Consider the following 19,315-nt stretch of genomic DNA (forward strand, 5'->3'; position numbering starts at 1 on the left):
TAGGAGAAAGGCCTCCGTGCAGAGGGATGGGATCGCATCTGCTAAGCAGCTAACGCTGCCCCTGGAGTCACCAGGGGATGAACCCAGGCCTGGAAAAGGGAGCGAACCTGACTCCGTTCAACCGTCGCCGTTGATGGCGCGCGTACTGAGCCGGGACAACCTCAGTCGCGCCCTGAAACAGGTTCAACGTAACAAGGGGGCGCCGGGCATTGACGGCATGACCGTCCAAGCCCTGCCGGATTACTTACGCCAACACTGGCCCGGGATTCGGCAACAACTGCTCCAGCAGACCTACCGGCCGCAACCGGTCCGTAGGGTTACGTGTGGAAGCAATGGGACCGAAGAGGGTATCGTGAGCTGAGAAAGCGTGGTGTCTCGGTCAAGCTGGCCTGGAACACCGCGAAATCGGCCCACGGTCCGTGGCGGCTGAGTCATTCGCCAGCCCTGCGGCAAGCCCTACCGGCCCGGTTGTTCCGGAGCTATGGACTGCCCGAATTGGCAGCACGGTAACGGGTTGAATCAAGCCACTGAATCGCCGTGGTACGTGATCCCTATCCCGATTATGCCCATCTCAGCTGCATCATCTTGCCATAATCACGCTTTACGTTAATAACGCGACGCGTTACCCTTAGGTCATGATCATCTCGTTCAAGTGTAGGGATACCGAGAAGCTGGCCAGCGGGCGGCGCGTCAAGCGTTTTGTGAATTTGGAGCGGGTCGCGCTGAGGAAGCTCCGCCAACTTCAATTAGCAAACCAGCTGGAGGACCTTAAAGTGCCGGCCGGCAATAGGTTGGAAGCATTGAGTGGTGATCGCCGAGGCCAGTACAGCATCCGGATTAACCAGCAATTTCGACTGTGCTTCCGGTGGACGAAAGCTGGCGCGGAAGATGTCGAAATCGTTGATTACCATTAGGGGGTGATTTATGCGCGATATTGATCCTGTAACGCCTGGCGAGTTACTGAAGGAAGAGTTCCTTGATCCTATGGGGATCTCTCAATATCGCCTCGCGAAAGAAATTGGGGTACCGGCTCAGCGTATTGGGCAGATCATTGCCGGGAAGCGCTCTATAACCGCGGATACGGATCTGCGACTCTGTCGTTTCTTTGGGCTATCCAATGGCTATTGGCTTCGGGCACAAGCTGCTTATGACACCGAAGTGGCAGAAGATGCTCTGGCCGATCAGTTGAACAATATTCGGCCTTGGAATTCGGGTTCCCCCGCAGATCGCAGGGCATAACCAGTCGCGCCACACGGACGCGCTAAAGCGCGCCGGTGCGCTTGGCCGTTGAATCAGTAGTGATATCGAACCTGGGCGATAAGTAAGGCGTCATCCGTGACCTTGTAAACCATTCGGTGTTCCTCATTGATTCGGCGAGACCAGTAACCGGCGAGGCTGTGCTTCAGGGGTTCTGGTTTACCAACACCTTCGAACGGTTCTCGTTTGGTCTCCTTGATCAGCTTGTTGATTCGGTTAAGGATCTTTTTGTCGGTTTTCTGCCAGTACAGATAATCTTCCCAGGCGTTCTCAGAGAAGATGAGTTTCATTCAAGAAGTTCCTTTTCTTGACCCCCGTCTTGCTCCAGCTCGGCAACAGATTCCATCAAACGCCGGGCGTTTTTGGGTGCGCGCAGAAGGTAGGCAGTTTCTTGCAGCGCCTCGTAGTCCTCAAGGGAGATCATTACCACGGACTGCGACTTGCTCCGGGTGATGATCACAGGGGAATGGTCCTCACAGACCTGCTCCATGGTTTTTGCTAGGTTGGTTCTAGCGGCTGTGTAGCTAATGGCATCCATAAGGCGCCTCCTGTACAAAATGTTGATCCTGTACAGGATACCGTACGCTAAAGGATCTAACAATCGGCTGCACAGCGACCGATTTTCCGGCGCTTCGCGGCTCCAAACCGGCGCGTGAGCAGAGGCGTTAACATGCAGGATAAGGCCATGGAGGGAGAGTTGCTTACTCGGGACGAAGCAGGGAAAGCCTTGGATGTTTATCCGTGGAATGTGGTGGGATTAAGGAGGTCAAAGTCCTCCTGCCAGGCTCAGTCAATCTCCAGCCGGGTATCCAGAATGGGCGCATCAATCCGGTCAAGGATCGTCTTCTCAACCTCCTGCAGGCGGTGTTCCTGCAGCCTCGGATCCGGACCGGTGGTGATCACGCTCCATGTGGCCAGCCCCGGGTCGTCCTGGTCGGCAATCTCGGCCACGGCCAGGTCGGGTTCCTTGCCCCAGACCCGGCGCATGGCGGCGAAGACGCGTTTCTTGTCCCTGACGGTGTCGCAACCATAGACCTGGAAGCGCAGGGTCATAACGGCCACATGGGGGTGTTCCATCAGTCCTCCACGTTGGGCGTTGCGCGCTCAATGATGGCGGCACAGTCCACGTCGTCCGGCAGGTTGCCGAACTGGAAGTGGTCGCGCTGGCGCAGCCGGCCGGCGCAGAAACCGTGTGCCACCGTCTGGCTGCCGCCCCGCAGCAGCAGTGAGGCCTGGATGGCGAGCGCCATGCGGTCCGTGAGGTTGCGGGCCCGGTATTCCAGGTTGTCGCTGTGGCGGAATTCGCTTTCCAGCTCATTGGTGAACGCATCGAAGTCCGCATTGGTGCCGCGGGCCTGATTCACTTCCGCGAAGAAGCTGTCCAGCACGCCGGGTTCCTTGTTCATGGCCCTTAATACATCCAGGCACTGGACGTTGCCGCTGCCTTCCCAGATGGCGTTAACCGGGGATTCGCGCAGTAGCCGGGGCATGATGCAGTCTTCCATCAAGCCGCTACCGCCGATGCATTCCATGGCCTCATAGGCGTGCTGGGGGGTGCGCTTGCAGATCCAGTACTTGCCAACGGCGGTGACCAGGCGCACGAGGTTGCGTTCTTCCGGGTCCTCCTGGTTGTCCATGGCCCGGGCCATGCGCATGCTCAGGGCTACGGAGCCTTCGCTTTCCAGGGCGAGGTCCGCGAGGACGTTCTGCATCAGTGGCTGCTGGTTCAGGCGCCCGCCAAAGGCGTCCCGGTAGGCGCAGTGGTGCAGGGCCTGGGCGGCTGCCTGGCGCTGGCCGGAGGCGGAGCCGATCATGCAGTCATACCGGGTCATGGCCACCATTTCAATGATGGTGGCGACCCCCCTGCCTTCATCCCCCACCATCCAGGCGTGGGCGCCGCGCAGTTCCGCCTCACTGGAGGCGTTGGCCACATTGCCCATCTTGTTCTTCAGGCGCTGGATCTGGAGGGCGTTCTTGCTGCCATCCGGGTGCCAGCGCGGCATGAGGAAGCAACTGAGGCCACCGGGCGCCTGGGCCAGTACCAGGAAGGCGTCGCACATAGGCGCTGACACGAACCATTTGTGGCCCACCAGCTGATAGGCCTGCCCGGGGCCTTCTTCCGCCACCGGGTAGGCCCTGGTGGTGTTGGCTCGCACATCCGAGCCGCCCTGTTTTTCGGTCATGGCCATGCCGATGGTGACGGCCTGTTTCTCGGAATCCGGCACGTTGCGCGGGTCATACTGGCGATTGAGGATCTTGGGCAGCCAGTATTGCGCCAGCTCTGGCTGTTTCTTCAGTGCGGGTACGCACGCGAAGGTCATGGTCACGGGGCAGCAATGGGCGGCTTCCACCTGGCCGTGCAGGTAGTAGCGCGCAGCCCGGGCCACATGCGCCCCCTTGCCGGGCTCGGACCAGGGCGCGCTGTGGAGTCCGCCCTCCAGCGCCATCGTCATCAGCTCATGGTAGGAGGGGTGGAAGCGGACTTCGTCAATGCGATGGCCAAAGCGGTCGTGGGTATGGAACTCAGGCTTGTTGGCGTTTGCGCTGAAGCCCAGTTCGATGACGTCCTGGCGCCCGGTAATGGCGCCGTAGACGTCGAGTTCGCCTTCAGCCCAGCTGCCGCCTTCGCGGTGAACGGCTTCCTGAAGGGCAAGGTCTTCGCGGTAGAGGTTGTAGTTTTCCAGTGCCGGTGGCTGGTTGAAGACGTCATGGGTGTCCGCCAGGAAATGGTTATCGGGGTTGTTCTCAAAAGGTGCGTTCATTGTTATTGGCCTCCGGGTGCCCGTACGGACTGAAGACAGAATCGTACGATGTCATGGATTAACTGTTCCGCCTGGGACTCTTTCAGCCCCTCTGTCGCAGGCGACAGGGGGCCGATCAGTGCCTCGGCAATGGCACCTACTGTGGCGGCACTGCTGAGTTTGGGGTTCTGTTCCGGGTGGAAGCGGCCTTCGCGCATGCCCCGGACCAGCGTCTGTTCAAAAAGTTCCGCATAGGCCTGGCGGTAGCGAAGGCGTGCCTCCTCGACCAGGGGATCCACGGGTTCCGCAATCAGCGCCCAGGCCATGGTGGGGGCCCGGATGGCGCGTCGCGCGAAGACCTCCAGCGCGGCCTTAAGAGCCTGGTCCGCAGGCGCCGTGGAGTCCAGCGCTTCAGCTACCCGGTTGACCTCCACCTCGGTGGCACGCTGGAACACTTCCGCAAAGAGGTCGCCCTTGGAGTTGAAATACCGGTAGACGGAGCCGGTGGCGACTCCGGAGGCCTCCGCCACGCGGGCCACCGAGGCAGCACCAAAGCCGCCCGAGGCAATCATCTCATGGGTGGTTTCCAGGATGCGTTGGCGGGTAGCCTCCTTGCGGGCCCGCATCCGGGGTGTTTCGCGATAGGCCATGCTGTTCCGCTGTCACCGTCATTTCAAATAAGTGAATCACGGTTCAGTTTTTGGGTCAAGACGCATGACCCGCCTTCGGTAGCGGCAAAAAGCCGGGCGCGAGGCCCGGCTGAACAGTGGTTCAAGGGATAAAGGCCCGGCGCTGGGTGGGCACCCGACCTTGATTCAAGTCTAGATGGTGCAGGCGGGATGGGCCTGTGCAGCAACAAAATGTCACATGCCGGGGTGGGGAGCGATCCTGCCCGGGATCTGCCCCGGATCTGGCATAATGACGTCTGTAACCGGACCAACAGCAACAGGAGGCAAGCCGTGAGCCGCCATAGCCGAGAGTTTCCCGCGACCCGCATGCGCCGCAACCGCCGCGATGAGTTCAGTCGTCGGCTGGTCCGCGAGTCCCGGCTCGGTGTCGATGACCTGATCTATCCGGTCTTTGTGTTGCCGGGCGAGGGCCAGACGGAGGCGGTTCCTTCCATGCCAGGGATTGAGCGCCACAGCATCGACCGCCTGTTGGTTCACCTGGACGAGGTGGTGGAGCTGGGGATACCGGCAGTGGCGCTGTTTCCGGTGACCCCGGCTGAGCTCAAGAGCGAGGATGCCGCCGAAGCCTGGAACCCGGACGGGCTGGCCCAGCAGGCAGTGCGGGCCATCAAGGAGCGCTTCCCGGCGCTCGGTGTTATGACCGACGTGGCTCTGGATCCGTTCACGAGCCACGGCCAGGACGGAATCATTGATGACAGCGGGTACGTGCTCAACGATGAGACGCTGGTGGCACTGGTTCGCCAGGCGGTATCCCATGCCCGAGCGGGCGCGGACGTGGTGGCGCCGTCAGACATGATGGACGGGCGCATTGGTGTGATCCGGGAGGCACTGGAAGATGACGGTTGTGTGAACACCCGGATCATGGCCTATTCTGCCAAGTATGCCTCCAGCTACTATGGCCCCTTCCGGGATGCGGTGGGCTCGGCCTCCAACCTTGGCGGGGGCGATAAGCGGACGTACCAGATGGACCCGGGGAATCTGGACGAAGCGCTGGAGGAAGTGGCCCTGGATCTGCGCGAGGGCGCGGATATGGTGATGGTCAAGCCCGGCATGCCCTACCTGGATGTCATCAACCAGGTGCGTAATGAGTTTCGTGTGCCGGTGTTCGCCTATCAGGTGAGTGGCGAATACGCCATGCACATGGCGGCTGCCGAGAAGGGTTGGCTGGATGGTGATGCGGTCATGATGGAAAGCCTGAGCGCCCTGCGCCGTGCTGGGGCCAGTGCCATACTGACCTACTTCGCCGTCCGGGCCGCGCGCCTTTTGAGGGGCACCAATGAATAAGGACGTAGCATGAACCAGGCGGTAACCGATACCAGTGATCTGCAGCTGCCGGACCTGAAAGCGCCGGAGAATTACTTCAATCGCGAGATCAGCGACCTGCAGTTCAATTACCGGGTCCTGCGCCAGGCCTGTGACGAAAACCATCCCTTGCTGGAACGGCTCATGTTCTGCTGTATCTTCAGCAGTAACATGGACGAATTCTTCGAGATCCGCGCCGCTGGCTTGCGCCAACAGCTCAAGTATGGCCGGGAGGTTCCCGGGCCCGACGGTCGGGCCCCGCAGCAGACCCTCAACGAGATCTCGGACGTTGCCCACCGTTATGTGGCGGAACAATACCGGATCCTGAACGAACGGATCATCCCGGAGCTGCGCGAGCAGAACATCCACTTCGTGCGCCGCCGTGACTGGACCCGCGAACAGGCGGACTGGGTGGCCCGCTATTTCCGGGATGAGATCATGCCCGTGGTTAATCCCATTGGGCTGGACCCGTCGCATCCACTGCCGCGACTGGTGAACAAGAGTCTCAACTTCATGGTGGAGCTGGAGGGCAAGGATGCGTTCGGCCGGGAGACCGGTATGGCCATTGTGCCGGCGCCCCGTTCCCTCCCCCGCCTGGTCCGGTTGCCGGACGAGGTGTGTAGCAGTGGTGACAACCTGGTCTTTCTGTCATCCATGATCCATGCGCATGCCGACCTGCTGTTCCCGGGCATGCAGATTAAAGGGTGTTACCAGTTCCGCCTCACGCGCAATGCGGACCTGGAGCTGGAGGACGATCTGGAGGATCTGGCCTCGGCGCTGCGCGGCGAGCTGCTGAGCCGGCGGTTTGGGGATGCGGTGCGCCTTGAGGTGGCGGACAACTGCCCTCGGCACCTGGCGGATTTCCTGTTGCGCCAGTTCGGTCTCACCGAGCGTGAACTCTACTGGGCGAACGGGCCGGTTAACCTGGCGCGGCTGACCGCTGTCAGCCAATTGGTGGATCGTCCGGATCTTCAATACCCGGCCATGACGCCGGGGCTGCCCAAGAGCCTGAAGGGGCGTGACAGCACGCTTGATGCCGTCCGCCAGCAGGATGTGCTCCTGCTCCACCCTTATGAGAGTTTTTCGCCCGTGGTGGATTTCCTGCGCCAGGCGGCCCGTGATCCGCAAGTGTTGGCCATCCGCCAGACCCTCTACCGAACCGGGGCGGACTCTGAGATGGTGGAGGCGCTTGCCGAGGCGGCCCGTCGGGGCAAGGAGGTGACCGCCGTCATCGAGTTGCGGGCCCGCTTTGACGAGGCGGAGAACCTGGAGCTGGCGAGCCGGCTCCAGGAGGCGGGTGTGATCGTGGTCTACGGCGTTGTGGGCTACAAGACGCACGCCAAGATGATTCTGATCGTGCGCCGGGAGAACGGGCGCCTCAAGCGCTATGTGCACCTGGGTACCGGCAACTACCACGCCGGCAATGCGCGCCTTTACACCGATTACAGTTTCATGAGCTGTGATGACGCCCTGGGCGATGATGTGAACAAGATCTTCCAGCAGCTCACCGGCATGGGCAAGACGCTGCGCATCCAGAAGTTGCTGCATGCGCCCTTTACCCTGCACCAGCGGGTGCTGGAACTCATTGACCGTGAAACCGAGAACGCTCTGGCTGGCAAGCGGGCGCGCATCATGGTCAAGGTGAATGGCCTCACCGAGGCGGCCGTGATCCGGGCCCTCTACAGGGCGTCCTGTGCCGGTGTGCAGGTGGATCTCATTGTGCGCGGCATTTGCTGTCTCCGTCCCGGGGTTGAAGGGTTGTCGGAGAATATCCGGGTGGTGTCCATTATCGGGCGCTTCCTGGAGCACAGCCGGGTCTACTGGTTTGCGAATGCGGGGGAGCCGGAGGTGTATTGCTCCAGTGCCGACTGGATGGAGCGTAACCTGATCAATCGGGTTGAAACCTGTTTCCCCGTTGAGGACCGGCGCCTGGCCCGGCGGCTGCGGCGCGATCTGGAAGTGCATCTGCGGGATAATGCCCAGAGCTGGGAGCTCCAGCCCGATGGCCGTTATGTACAGCGTGAGCCCGCTCCGGGTGAGAAGCGTGTGGCCTCACAGCAGGCGCTCATGCGGCGATTGACGGGGTCGGGTTGAATCATGCGCTGGTTGCCCCTGATAGCGCTGGTGCTGCTGGTGGGGATTGCTGCCGGTGCGCCCTATGGCTTGGGCGCGCTGGCGGAGTCCGAATTCCGCTCGGCGGTGGCTGAGCTGGACGACCCGCAGCGTGACTGGCGAATCACCAACCTGGATTACGAGCGCGGCTATCTCACGGCGCTTGCCCGTTATGAACTGCGCTGGGCTTCCAGCGACGGGGGCGAACAGGTGCTTCCGCTGGAAACTCACTTTAATCATGGCGTTACGGATATCCAGACCCAGACCCGTCTAGCGGACCAGGCGCTTGATCCGCTGCGCAGCCTGATGCCGGAAGGCCAGCGCCCCAAGCTCCAGGTGGAGGTGGGCGTGGGGGGCAACGCCGATATCCGGCTGAGCGTTCCCGAGCTCAGGTGGGAACCGGATACCGACGTGCGCTGGCTGGCCGGCTCCAGGGGCCAGGTCTCGCCCATTGAGCTCACGGGCGCCTGGTCCTGGGGCGGTGAGCACCACCTGAGCACGGAGTGGCCGGGGCTGACCATGGACCTGGGGGATGCGCGCATCAAGGTGGGTAAGCTCAGCCTGAACCATAGACTCAGCCCGCTGGAGGACCACCTGTGGCAGGGCGAAAGCCGGCTCAAGGTGGATCAGCTCTCCCTGGATCCCGTGCTGGATGACCCGATTGTTGCCGATAACGTCCAGCTGCGCTTCCAGGCGGGAACCAGTGATGGCTGGCTGGACGCTGGCCTGGAGGGTGTGATCGGGGAGCTGCGTAATGCGGGGCGTTCCTTCGGCCACCAGGCGCTGGTGCTGAAAGCGCGCGAACTGCACACCACAACGCTGGACGCGGTGGTGGACAGCGCCATGGCGCTGAATGCGGCGCAGGCGCGGCACGATGGCGGCTCCATGGAGGCGCCCATGGCTGAATATGAGCGTCTTTCCGACAACCTCCAGGCGCTCTCTGCCCGCGGTGGCCGGCTGAGTCTGGAGGAACTGTTGCTGACCTTGCCGGACGGCACCGTGGAGGGGGAAGGGTTCATCGAATACCCTCGGCTGCCGGAGTCGGAATGGGAGGAGCCCGTCAGCCTGCTTCGCCACGCCAGGGCGGAGGGCGTGTTCAATGTGGACCGGGGCATGGTTTGGGCGCTGCCGCGCGTGGCCCGGCGTGTGCTTGAGCGGCTGGAGCGCGAGCAGGTGGTGACCCCCCGGGAGGGCCGCTACCATCTGGATCTACGCCTGGAGTCCATGGAGCTCCGGGTTAATGATGACCGCTTTGAGGTGCCGCCCCTACTGTGATTCTACCGCCTGGTGCGTGAAACCGGCGCGCCCGATGCCCCTGGGGTCGGCCGCTCCCTGGATGGCTCCCGAGCGTCGCTTCCTCTGGATCAACTGCATATTGCCGTAGGTCCGGTCCACGTCATGCAGGTTATGCCCCATTGCCCGTAGCGCCTGTTTTTCGGCCTGCGAGAAGGTTGTTGGCTCGTGCTCGATCCGGTCCGGCTCGTACTGGTGATGGAACCGGTCGCGCTTGACCACTGTTCGGGGCGCCTTGCCCTCAAGCACATCCAGGGCCGCCAGGAAGTTCATGGTGATGATCCGGCTGCCGCCCGGTGCGCCCAGGGCCGTGATGCGCCGGGGAGTCTGGATGATCAGCGGGCTCATGCTTGAAAGCGGGCGCTTGCCGGCTTCCACCTGGTTGGCAGCACCGCCAACCAGCCCCCAGGCGTTGGCGTGGCCGGGGCGGATACTGAAATCATCCATCTCGTTGTTGAGTACAACCCCCGTCTGCCTGGACGTTACCCCAGAGCCGAACGGGTAGTTGATGCTCAGGGTTGCGGAGACAATGTTGCCCGCCGCATCCATGACCGATAGGTGGGTCGTGTGGTGACCGTCGGTGCCTGGGCCGTTGAGATCCGCGCTGGGCGTGGCCTTGGAGGGGTTGATGCTGTTGGCCAGGGTCCGCAGGTAGGCGGGATCCCGCAGCCGTTCACGGGGGATGTCGGTGTAGGCCGGGTCGCCCATGTGCACCGCGCGGTCCCGGTAGGCCCGCCGCATCATCTCGGCCAGCCAGTGGACGCGGCGAACCCGGTCCGCGCCATCGGGCACGGGCCGGTGTTCCAGCATGCCGAACAGCTGGGCCAGGGCCATGCCGCCTGACGAAGGGGCTGGTGCGGTCAGCAGGGTGGCGTTGCCGTAATCAATGCGCACGGGGTTGCGCTCGATCACCTTGTAATCAGCCAGGTCTTGCGCGGTCCAGATCGCGCCGGCCTTACGGGCATCCGCCACCAGCTGCTGCGCCACCGGGCCCTGGTAGAAACCGGAGCGCCCTTCGCTGGCCAGGGTTGTCAGTGTCTGCGCCAGCTCGGGCTGACGGATTTCATGGCCTTTCTCCGGGACCTCGCCGGCATCCAGAAAGCGCTCACGGGTCCCCGGGTATTGCTGCATCACCTCCAGCCGGAACCCGGCCAGGTTGCGGTAGCGCTCGTCCACCGGAAACCCCTCACGGGCCAGGCGGATGGCCGGTGCCAGGCTCTGGCTGAGCGCCAGCTGGCCGTAGGCCGAGGCCATGTGGGCAAAGGCGGCTGGTTGCCCCGGAATGCCCGCGGCGAGTCCCCCGTTCAGCGAGGGCTTACCGTCTTTCACCTTGCCTTCTTCGTTAAGATAAAGCTGGGGATGGGCCTTGCTGGGGGCTTCTTCACGGGCATCAATGACGACGGAGCTGCCGTTGGCTTGCTGGATGACCCAGAAACCGCCGCCGCCGATGCCCGAGCTGTAGGGCTCGACAACGCCCAGCGCGGCGGCCGTGGCGATGGCTGCATCCACGGCATTACCGCCGTTTTCAAGCGCCTCAAGCCCGGCCTTTGTAGCCATGGGGTGGGCCGAGGCCACGCCAGCATTGGGCTCGGAGGGGCCCGTCAGGGCGCACCCGGTAATGAACAGCGCTGTCAGCGCCATGGTGAACAGGCTGCTGATGCGGATCATGGGGTAAGCCTCAGTCGTTGCGTTGCTGGAAGTGGCGGTGGAGGCTCCCGGAAACCTCGGGGTCCACAAAGCCGCTGACATCCCCTCCGAGGCCGGCAATTTCCCGGATCAGGCTGGAGGAGATGAAGGACAGGTGATTGGCCGGTGTGAGGAACAGGCTCTCCACGCCCGGGGCCAGCTCCCGGTTCATGTCCGCCAGCTGGAACTCGTATTCAAAGTCCGATGCCGCGCGCAGGCCCCGCAGAATGATGTTGCCGCCCTGCTCCCGGACAAAGTCCGCCAGCAGTTTGCTGAAGCCGACAACGCGGATGTTGGGGAGATCTGAAAGGACGTGTTCGCAGAGCCGGACCCGTTCCTCAAGGGGCAACAGGGGGCCCTTCTTGGTGCTGGCCGCCACGGCGACCACCACTTCGTCAAAAATGCGGGATGCGCGCTGGACCAGGTCCGTATGCCCGTTGGTAACGGGGTCAAAGGTGCCTGGGTAGATGGCAGTGTTCATCAGCGTTTCTCCAATGCCTTATGCGTTGCTCTGGAGTCGCCCAGCCTTGGTGTGACTGTTGCGTGCTGCCAGAGCATACACGGTCAGCTTCGGATTCGCACCCACGCTGGTGTGGCAGGTTAAGGCATCGCGAACCGGGAGGCTGCGTTCAGGAATCAGTCAGCCAGGCCTGTTCTGTATTCATCATAATCGTCGTAGTGGTCGTAAAGCTCCTGCATCCGGCCGGATTCCACCAGTTCGGGGAAGCGTTCGTCGTAGATGTCGCGCAGTTTCTGGCCCCTGGGTGTGCCCTGGAACGCTGGGTAGAGGGGTAAATCCAGGACCTTGATCAGTGTCAGGTCGTCCCCGGTCAGGTCCACGCTTTTCATGGCCTTTGTAATCTCCAGGCCATCGTCCAGGACGGCATCGATGTGGCCATGTGCCACCATCCGGAGGCCGGACTCGATCCGGGGCAGTCTTGTGGGGTTAACGCTTACGTCCAGGTACTGGTTATAGGCATAGCCGCGAACCCAGCCTACGATTTCGCCCTCAAGGCTCTCTTGTCCTGTGAAATCATCGCTTCTGGCGGTCCGGACCGCGGCCTTGACCGTATCCGCATCAAAATAATGGTCTGGCTCGGGGTAAAGGGCCGCTTCTTCCTCATCCAGGTAGGAGCCTACCCAGAAATCCGCGTGTTCGTTCTTGACCATGTTGACCGCCCGGACATAGGGAAAGACATCCTGTTCCAGATTGTAGCCTGCGGGTTCGTAGATTTCGCGCATGACGTCCCAGTAGAGGCCGGTCCCGTCGGCATTGGTGACCCCATCCCATGCTTCGCTCACCATGTAAATGCATTTACCGTGAACAGGCGCGCACAGCAATAGAGTTAGGAGGGAAGCAAGACAGCGCTTGATCGGTGGACTCATCGAAGCTCCTTGGGCACGGGGGGAGGTGCGTTTCCAAAGCGGGCGCCGGTGGTGGGCGATCCGTGTGCCATAGCGGAGTGGCTCCCGAACGTTAGTTGGCCAGTCCTGTCCTGTATTCGTCGTAAGCCTCGTACTTGTCGTAAAGCTCCTGCATCCGGCCGGAATCCACCAGTTCAGGGAAGCGTTCGTCATAGATGTCGCGCAGCTTCCGGCCCCGGGGGGTGTTCTGGAAAGCGGGATAGAGGGGCAAGTCCAGGACCTTGACCAGTGTCAGGTCGTCCCCGGTCAGATCCACGCCCTTCATGGCCTGCTGGATTTCCCAGGCATCATCCATGACCGCGTCCACGCGCCCGCCGGCCACCATGCGCAGGCCCGTTTCAATCTTGGTGAGTTCCTTGTGCTTCACAGTCACATCCAGGTACTGGTCATAGGCGTAGCCACGGACCCAGCCCACGACCTTGCCCTCAAGGCTCTCTTGTCCTGTGAATTCATTGCTTCGGGCAGTCTGGACCGCGGCCTTGACCGTATCCGCATCAAAATAATGATCGGGCTCGGGATAAAGGGCCGCTTCTTCTTCGTCCAGATAGGATCCCACCCAGAAATCCGCGTCCCCGTCCTTGACCATGTCGACCGCGCGAGCGTAGGGGAAGACATCCTGTTCCAGGTTGTAACCTTCGGGTTGGTAAATCTCGCGCATGACGTCCCAGTAGAGACCGGTGCCGTCAGCGTTGGTGGCTCCCTCCCATTCTGCGCTTACCATGTAAATGGACTCACCATGGGCAGGGGCGCAAAGGCACAGGGCCAGCAGGGCGGCAAGACAGCTTCTGATCGGCGACTCCATAGAGGCTCCCAGTACGCTGGTTGGAGGACTCATTTAGTTTTAATGTAGTTCGGGAATGCACCTATTTCCAGTCGAGGCTCTGGGAATCTGACCGTTCAGACGTTACTGCAGGGGGCATGCCGCGGCCTTGTTGACCGGGTTCAGGAAGCGTTGGATCCGTGGTCTAGGTGTGCAGAGCCTGTGGAGCCCCGCACCCGCCAGAGAGCTGGCTGTTTGGGGGTTGGGGCTCGCTCCTTGAATGCTCTCAGCGGATGAACAGCTTGTAGATCACCTTGTGCATCAGCGTGCCGTGTGGTGCGTGGATCACCTTGCCGCTGTTGAGCCGCTGTTTGCGCATGATGCCCCTGGCATTGCTGAAGGTGATAAAGCCCTCGCGGCCATGGTAGTTGCCCATACCGGAGTGGCCTACGCCTCCGAATGGCAGGTCATCCTGGCCCACGTGCACCAGCGAATCGTTGATGCACATGCCCCCGGAGTGGGTCTGTTCCCGCACGTGGCGCTGCTCGCTGCGGTCATAACCGAAGTAGTACAGCGCCAGAGGCCGTGGGCCATTGTTGATGTAATCAAGGGCATCCTCGAGGCGGTCGTAGGGCACAATCGGCAGCAGGGGGCCAAAGAGTTCGTCCTGTAGCGCCTGCATATCCGTGGTGGCGTTAAGGATCAGCTGGGGGGCCAGTTTACGGGTGTCATGGCCAAAGTATTCGTTGCCTGGATTGACCTGGATGATGTCCGCTCCCTTGTCCCGGGCGTCGCCGAGAATGCCCATGAGGCGCTCATGCTGGCGTTCATTGATGATGCTGGTGTAGTCCGGGTTGTCCTTGAGGGTGGGGTACATGGTCGCTACCGCGCTGCGGAAGCTGTCCACGAAACTGTTGATCCGGTCACGGGGGCAGAGGACGTAGTCCGGTGCCACACAGGTTTGGCCGGCGTTGATGCATTTGCCGAACGCAATACGCTCGGCGGCATCCTTCATGGGCACCTCGCGTGAGACGATCGCGGGCGATTTGCCGCCCAGTTCCAGGGTTACCGGGGTCAGGTTCTCGGCGGCCGCCTTCATCACCATGCGACCGATGGGCGTGGAGCCGGTGAACAGAAGGTGGTCGAACGGTTGCGACGAGAAGGCCTGTGCCACGTCCGCCTCGCCGTTGATGACGGTCACGAGGTCGGAGGGGAAGGTCTCGTGCAGCAGGCGTTCCAATAATGCCGAAGTGGCCGGCGTGTATTCGGAGAGCTTGAGCATGGCCCGGTTGCCGGCGGCCAGGGCCGCGGTCAGCGGTCCGGCGCCGAGGAACAATGGGTAATTCCAGGGCACCATGATGCCGACCACACCCAGTGGCTCGTAGTGAACCTCGTTACGGGCTGGCTGGAAGAGCATGTGCACCTTGCGCTTCTCGGGCTTCATCCAGCCACCCAGGTGGCTCAGGGTGTAGTTGATGTTCTGGACCGAGGGCATGATCTCCGCAAGCAGGGATTCGTCCCGCGAACGGCCGCCAAAATCCTCGCTGATGGCATCGCACAGCGCGTCCTGGTTGGCGAGCAGCATGCGCTTGAGCCGCTTGAGGTGCTCGCGGCGTTCGGTAGCGCTGGGCATGGGGTGGGCCCTGAAGGCCTCGCGCTGGGCATTGAAGGCCCGGTTGATCTGCTGGATCTGTTTCCGGTTATCCGTCAGATGAACAACGTTGGCGACCATGGCTGGTTCTCCTGTATCGTCCCGGCGGTCTGCCGTGGACCTTGTCGCAGAGTCGCACTGGCAGAATTAGAGTATGAACTCTAGTATCAATGTTAGAGCATAAACTCTAGCAGTCAATACGCTAATGCCGCTGAAATGCTCCGACAGAGCCCAGGAAGCCCATGAAAACCCGTGACCGGATTCTCAAAGCCAGTCTCCAGCTGTTCAACGAGCAGGGCGAGCGCAATGTAACCACCAACCACATTGCCGCGCATCTGGGTATTTCGCCCGGCAATCTCTATTACCATTTCCGCAACAAGGCGGACATCATCTACACACTGTTCCGGCAGTACCAGGGGCTGGTGGACCGTTACCTGAAGGTGCCCAGGGATCGCGCGCTCACGCTGGAAGACAAGATGTTCTATCTGGAGTCCGTGTTTGACGGACTCTGGCATTACCGGTTCTTTCACCGTGACCTTGAGTACCTGTTGACCATGGACGAGCGGCTGCGCCGTGATTACCGGGCGTTCACATACCATTGTCTGGGCGAGATCCAGGCGGTGCTGAAAGGGCTGCAGGAGTCCGGAATCCTCAGGCCGCATTCAACGCATGAGCATGAACCCATGGCCCTGAATGTGTGGCTGGTGGTTACCAACTGGATGGCTTTTCTCAAGACGGCGAGTACCGAGGGCGCCAATGACGGCAGCAGCCAGCGGGAGCTCAAGCAGGGCATCTACCAGGTGCTGACCCTGGAGATGCCGTACCTCACCGATGAATACTACGAGCGCGTGGCGGCGATCCGTGAGCAATACCGGCCAGACATCACTATTATGGAAGATGGAGGCGAGCTGGCGCCGGATCCGTCAGGCTGATGCCGTCTGCGCATCAAGCAGCCAGTCACTGAGGTGGTTGCGGGCTGGTTCCACGCCCTGGCACTTGAGCGCTGAAAACGGCAGTATATGCTGAATGCATTCAATGCCTTCCAGGTCCTGTCGGACACTGTCGAGCTGACGCCGTGCCGGGTTGCTCTTGAGCTTGTCCGCCTTGGTCAGCAGCAGCATCATGGGCAGGCCGTGGTGTTCGCACCACTCGATCAGCATGGCATCAAACTCCGACAACGGGTGGCGCAGGTCCATGATCAGGGTCATGCTCACCAGTGACTGGCGCTGCGCCAGGTAGTCACCCAGGTGTTTCTCCCATTGCTGCTGGGTATTGCGTGAGACCCGGGCGAACCCATAGCCAGGCAGGTCTACCAGTCGTGCGCCGGGCGTGCTGAGTGAGAAAAAGTTGATCAGCTGGGTACGGCCCGGGGTCTTGCCGGTGCGCGCCAGGCTGCCGATGCGGGTAATGGCATTGATGGCGCTGGATTTGCCGGAGTTGGAACGCCCGGCAAAGGCGACTTCGCGCCCTGTGTCCTCCGGGCACTGGTCGAGCCGGGCGGCGCTGGTCAGAAAGCGCGCGCTGTTGAAGGCGATGCGATTGGGATTTCGGGTCATGGCGCGGCCTGCGTCCATTGATTTCAGTAACGGGTGAAACATGTATAATACCACACCAGTTTGCGGGGCCGGTTCTGTTTTGAGGACCGGTCGAACGGACAATGTGTAATCCGAGTGGTGTCACGATGAGAAAACTGCTGACCGGTCTTGTACTGACGTTTGGCCTGGCTGGATTGGCCCAGGCGGCCGACCCCAGTGCCGGGAAAGAAATCGCCCAGAACCAGTGCGTGTCCTGCCACGGCCCCAAGGGCGTTGAGCCGCTGCAGCCGAACTACGCGCGGCTCGCCGACCTGGGCGAGGATTACCTGTTCAGGCAGCTGAAGGCCATCAAGAGCGGCGACCGGAATGTGCCGGCGATGATGGGGGTTGTGGCGAACCTGGATGAGCAGGACATGCGCAACCTGGCGGCATACTTCGATCAGCAGGAAATGCCCCGTGGTGAGGCCGATTCGGAGAAGGTTGAGGCCGGTGCCTCCTTGTACCGTGGCGGCGATCTTTCCCGCGACATAGCCGCCTGCATTGCCTGTCATGGTCCTAAAGGGCTGGGCAATGAGCCTGCGGTTTATCCGCGCCTGAGTGGCCAATCCGCCGGATACGTGGTCAAGTCACTGAAGGACTATCGCTCCGGCGCTCGTGTTTATGACGAGCACAGCCAGATCATGGGCGACATTGCCAGCAAGCTCAATGACGAGGAAATGAAAGCGGTTGCCGAGTACGTTGAGGGGCTCTACTGAGCGCCAGTGGAGGGCTTTATCCAGGCCCTCCCTTGCCGGCTCCTGCAAAGTTCGCTTCAATAGGAGGCGTTTCAATGGACCCTGACCGCAGGAGAACGGCATGCTTTACCGCAGTCTGATCGCTTTGATCGCCTTCCTAGCCCTGGTGCCTGCCGCCCTGGCAGCTGAATGGGAGGAGGGCACTCATTACAAGACCCTTTCCAACCCGGTTGAAACCCGCTCAGGTGATCAGCTCGAGCTGGCCGAGGTCTTCTGGTACGGCTGCCCGCACTGCTACCGCATGCAACCCTCGATAGAGGATTGGAAGAAGGATAAGCCCGAGGATGTGAATCTTCGGCACGTGCCCGCATCCCTGCGCAGTGACTGGGAACCCCATGCCAAGGCGTTCTATGTGGCACGTGAGCTTGGCGTTGTGGAAGAGATTCACTCCGAACTGTTTGAGGCGCTGGCGGGCGAACATCAGGACTTGAGTGATGTCGATGCCATCGCCAGCTTCTTTGAGGAACAAGGCGTGGCGAAAGCCGATGCGGTCCGCGAGGCCTGGAACAGCTTTGCGGTGGATACCGCCATGCGTCGCGGCCGGCAATTCCAGAAAGGGGCCAGGGTCACCGGTACCCCGACGCTCGTGGTTGAGGGTAAGTATGTGATCTCCGCCAGTGCTGCGGGCAGCTACGAGAATATGCTGGCCATTGCGGACTACCTCCTGAGCAAGGAACGCACCGACGGCTGAACCGTGTATCCGAAACTGCGCGACCAGCTCTGGCGATTGGCAGCGCCGGAGCGGCCCCGAGGGGTAGCCTCGGACGCCGAACGAGCCCCGTCCCTGGCCGAGGCAGGCCGTATACGGCTGCTCACTTTCAATATCCAGGTGGGCATCGCCACGGCAGCCTATCGCCACTATGTCACGCGCAGCTGGCAGCATCTTCTGCCCCATTCCCGGCGCCGGGAAAACCTGGACCGTATAGCGGAGCTGTTGTGCGACTACGACGTGGTGGCCCTCCAGGAGTGTGATGGCGGCTCGTTGCGCAGTGGGTTCGTTAACCAGGTCCAGTACCTGGCCAGCCAGGGTGGGTTCCCGTACTGGCGCCAGCAGCTCAACCGCAACCTCGGACGCATCGCCCAGCACAGCAACGGTATCCTCAGCCGCTACCAGCCCCTATGGGTGGAGGAACACCGCCTGCCGGCCCTGCTCCCCGGGCGTGGCGCCATGATGGCCTTTTACGGCAACCCGGATGATCCGCTGGTACTGGTGCTGATGCACCTGTCCCTGGGCAAGGGAGCCCAGAATCGCCAGCTGGACTACATCCGGAAGCTGATCGCCCCCTATCAGCATGTGGTGTTGATGGGCGACATGAACGCCCATGCCGAGCAGCTGCTGACGCATTCGCCACTGCGTTCCGCCGAGCTTATCCCGCTGCCGGACTCGGCGATGAGCTTCCCCAGTTGGCGTCCCGAGAAAGCTCTGGATCATATCCTGGTCAGCCCGACGCTGGATGTGCATGACACCCGGGTGGTGGATTATCCAGTGTCCGATCACCTGCCCGTCAGCATGGAGATTGAGGTTCCCTAGTCCTCATCGGACAGAAGGATGAATCCCTCCTGGTCCCGTTCCACCCGGGTAATCCCCGGGGCTTCGGATTCCAGCCGGTCCAGTTCCTTTTTCTGGCTTTCCAGTTCGCGCCGCTGGCGCCGGACGGTTTCCGCCAGGCGCCGGTTCTCCAGAGCCATTGCCTTGTAGCGCAAGGCTTTATCCAGAGTGATGAGCAGGTCATCGTTGGACCAGGGCTTGAGGATGAAGCGGTACACTTCCGAGTCATTGACCGCCTTGATGACCCCTTCCAGATCCGCCTGCCCACTGAGCACGATCCGCAGGGCATCCGGATGGGATTGCTTGAACTGGTTGAGCAGCGACACTCCATCCATCCCCGGCATCCGGTAGTCGGAAATGATCAGGTCAAGCGGGTGGTGCTTGAGCTCGGAATGCGCTTTGCGAGCGTCGTTGCAGGTCACCGTGATCCAGTCCCGTTGACGGAACAGGCGCACCAGGGCATTCAGGATATCAGATTCATCGTCGATCACCGCGATGGTCGGCTTCTGCTCGTCCGACAT

General features: G+C 61.6%; 21 protein-coding genes. 9 read left to right on the top strand and 12 right to left on the bottom strand.

What is annotated here, in order from left to right; genetic code table 11:
* Window positions 1–635: 635 nt before the first annotated feature.
* Both AC1RQI_RS13010 and AC1RQI_RS13015 read left to right on the top strand, forming a co-directional pair.
* Window positions 636–914 (top strand): type II toxin-antitoxin system RelE/ParE family toxin, encoded by a 279-nt coding sequence (locus AC1RQI_RS13010; protein WP_481905109.1) that lies wholly within the window; start codon window positions 636–638, stop codon window positions 912–914.
* A 10-nt stretch (window positions 915–924) separates the two neighbouring features.
* Entirely contained in the window at window positions 925–1,239 is a 315-nt protein-coding gene (locus AC1RQI_RS13015) for a HigA family addiction module antitoxin (RefSeq protein ID WP_416633148.1), read from the top strand.
* A gap of 53 nt (window positions 1,240–1,292) precedes the next feature.
* On the opposite strand, the gene AC1RQI_RS13020 is transcribed toward AC1RQI_RS13015, so the two are convergent.
* The 5 genes from AC1RQI_RS13020 to AC1RQI_RS13040 form a co-directional block, all read right to left on the bottom strand.
* Window positions 1,293–1,547 carry a Txe/YoeB family addiction module toxin gene (locus AC1RQI_RS13020; RefSeq protein WP_095611661.1) on the bottom strand — a complete coding sequence of 85 codons (255 nt, stop codon included), beginning with the start codon at window positions 1,545–1,547 and terminating at the stop codon, window positions 1,293–1,295.
* Window positions 1,544–1,795 (bottom strand): type II toxin-antitoxin system Phd/YefM family antitoxin, encoded by a 252-nt coding sequence (locus AC1RQI_RS13025; RefSeq protein WP_092011696.1) that lies wholly within the window; start codon window positions 1,793–1,795, stop codon window positions 1,544–1,546. Before AC1RQI_RS13025 ends, AC1RQI_RS13020 begins: the two co-directional genes overlap by 4 nt.
* A 248-nt stretch (window positions 1,796–2,043) precedes the next feature.
* A complete protein-coding gene (locus tag AC1RQI_RS13030) occupies window positions 2,044–2,334 on the bottom strand; it encodes a DUF503 family protein (RefSeq protein ID WP_481905110.1) in 291 nt (96 codons plus the stop codon).
* A complete protein-coding gene (locus AC1RQI_RS13035) occupies window positions 2,334–4,019 on the bottom strand; it encodes an isovaleryl-CoA dehydrogenase (RefSeq protein ID WP_481905111.1) in 1,686 nt (561 codons plus the stop codon). Before AC1RQI_RS13035 ends, AC1RQI_RS13030 begins: the two co-directional genes overlap by 1 nt.
* Window positions 4,020–4,021: 2 nt before the next feature.
* The gene (locus tag AC1RQI_RS13040) at window positions 4,022–4,648 is read right to left on the bottom strand and encodes a TetR/AcrR family transcriptional regulator (protein WP_481905112.1); all 627 of its coding nucleotides are present in this window, start codon (window positions 4,646–4,648) and stop codon (window positions 4,022–4,024) included.
* A 309-nt stretch (window positions 4,649–4,957) separates the two neighbouring features.
* On the opposite strand from AC1RQI_RS13040, the gene hemB reads away from it, so the two are divergent.
* Genes hemB through AC1RQI_RS13055 form a run of 3 tightly spaced genes read left to right on the top strand, consistent with a single transcriptional unit; the run spans window position 4,958 to window position 9,376 of the window.
* Complete coding sequence (hemB, locus tag AC1RQI_RS13045; RefSeq protein WP_481905113.1) at window positions 4,958–5,971, top strand: porphobilinogen synthase; 1,014 nt, start codon at window positions 4,958–4,960, stop codon at window positions 5,969–5,971.
* Window positions 5,972–5,980: 9 nt separating this feature from the next.
* Window positions 5,981–8,083: a polyphosphate kinase 1 gene (ppk1, locus tag AC1RQI_RS13050; RefSeq protein WP_416633154.1), complete on the top strand. Its 2,103-nt coding sequence runs from the start codon at window positions 5,981–5,983 to the stop codon at window positions 8,081–8,083.
* A gap of 3 nt (window positions 8,084–8,086) precedes the next feature.
* On the top strand, window positions 8,087–9,376 hold the full coding sequence (locus AC1RQI_RS13055; protein WP_481905114.1) for a DUF945 family protein: 1,290 nt from the start codon (window positions 8,087–8,089) through the stop codon (window positions 9,374–9,376).
* Here AC1RQI_RS13055 and ggt read toward each other — a convergent pair.
* The 5 genes from ggt to AC1RQI_RS13080 form a co-directional block, all read right to left on the bottom strand.
* On the bottom strand, window positions 9,368–11,062 hold the full coding sequence (gene ggt / locus AC1RQI_RS13060) for a gamma-glutamyltransferase (protein ID WP_481905115.1): 1,695 nt from the start codon (window positions 11,060–11,062) through the stop codon (window positions 9,368–9,370). The two genes, AC1RQI_RS13055 and ggt, sit on opposite strands and share 9 nt — an antisense overlap.
* Window positions 11,063–11,072: 10 nt before the next feature.
* Window positions 11,073–11,561, bottom strand: a complete 489-nt coding sequence (gene coaD, locus AC1RQI_RS13065) for a pantetheine-phosphate adenylyltransferase (RefSeq protein ID WP_416633157.1) — start codon at window positions 11,559–11,561, stop codon at window positions 11,073–11,075.
* Between the two features lie 155 nt (window positions 11,562–11,716).
* Window positions 11,717–12,385: a substrate-binding periplasmic protein gene (locus AC1RQI_RS13070; protein ID WP_481905116.1), complete on the bottom strand. Its 669-nt coding sequence runs from the start codon at window positions 12,383–12,385 to the stop codon at window positions 11,717–11,719.
* Between the two features lie 172 nt (window positions 12,386–12,557).
* Window positions 12,558–13,226 (bottom strand): substrate-binding periplasmic protein, encoded by a 669-nt coding sequence (locus tag AC1RQI_RS13075; protein WP_481905117.1) that lies wholly within the window; start codon window positions 13,224–13,226, stop codon window positions 12,558–12,560.
* 325 nt (window positions 13,227–13,551) lie between these two features.
* Window positions 13,552–14,997, bottom strand: a complete 1,446-nt coding sequence (locus tag AC1RQI_RS13080) for a coniferyl aldehyde dehydrogenase (protein ID WP_481905118.1) — start codon at window positions 14,995–14,997, stop codon at window positions 13,552–13,554.
* 161 nt (window positions 14,998–15,158) lie between these two features.
* Here AC1RQI_RS13080 and AC1RQI_RS13085 point away from each other — a divergent pair, with 161 nt between their 5' ends.
* Window positions 15,159–15,848 carry a TetR/AcrR family transcriptional regulator gene (locus AC1RQI_RS13085; RefSeq protein WP_416633159.1) on the top strand — a complete coding sequence of 230 codons (690 nt, stop codon included), beginning with the start codon at window positions 15,159–15,161 and terminating at the stop codon, window positions 15,846–15,848.
* Here AC1RQI_RS13085 and yihA read toward each other — a convergent pair.
* Window positions 15,840–16,472, bottom strand: a complete 633-nt coding sequence (gene yihA / locus AC1RQI_RS13090) for a ribosome biogenesis GTP-binding protein YihA/YsxC (RefSeq protein WP_481905119.1) — start codon at window positions 16,470–16,472, stop codon at window positions 15,840–15,842. The genes AC1RQI_RS13085 and yihA overlap by 9 nt on opposite strands.
* 125 nt (window positions 16,473–16,597) lie before the next feature.
* Here yihA and AC1RQI_RS13095 point away from each other — a divergent pair, with 125 nt between their 5' ends.
* The 3 genes from AC1RQI_RS13095 (at window position 16,598) to AC1RQI_RS13105 (ending at window position 18,776) form a co-directional block, all read left to right on the top strand.
* Window positions 16,598–17,206 carry a c-type cytochrome gene (locus AC1RQI_RS13095; RefSeq protein WP_416633161.1) on the top strand — a complete coding sequence of 203 codons (609 nt, stop codon included), beginning with the start codon at window positions 16,598–16,600 and terminating at the stop codon, window positions 17,204–17,206.
* 100 nt (window positions 17,207–17,306) lie between these two features.
* Window positions 17,307–17,936 carry a thiol:disulfide interchange protein DsbA/DsbL gene (locus AC1RQI_RS13100; protein WP_481905120.1) on the top strand — a complete coding sequence of 210 codons (630 nt, stop codon included), beginning with the start codon at window positions 17,307–17,309 and terminating at the stop codon, window positions 17,934–17,936.
* Window positions 17,937–17,939: 3 nt separating this feature from the next.
* Window positions 17,940–18,776: an endonuclease/exonuclease/phosphatase family protein gene (locus AC1RQI_RS13105; RefSeq protein WP_481905121.1), complete on the top strand. Its 837-nt coding sequence runs from the start codon at window positions 17,940–17,942 to the stop codon at window positions 18,774–18,776.
* Here AC1RQI_RS13105 and AC1RQI_RS13110 read toward each other — a convergent pair.
* Window positions 18,773–19,315: a response regulator gene (locus tag AC1RQI_RS13110; protein ID WP_481905122.1), complete on the bottom strand. Its 543-nt coding sequence runs from the start codon at window positions 19,313–19,315 to the stop codon at window positions 18,773–18,775. The two genes, AC1RQI_RS13105 and AC1RQI_RS13110, sit on opposite strands and share 4 nt — an antisense overlap.

Source organism: Salicola sp. AFF1, from assembly GCF_056783195.1.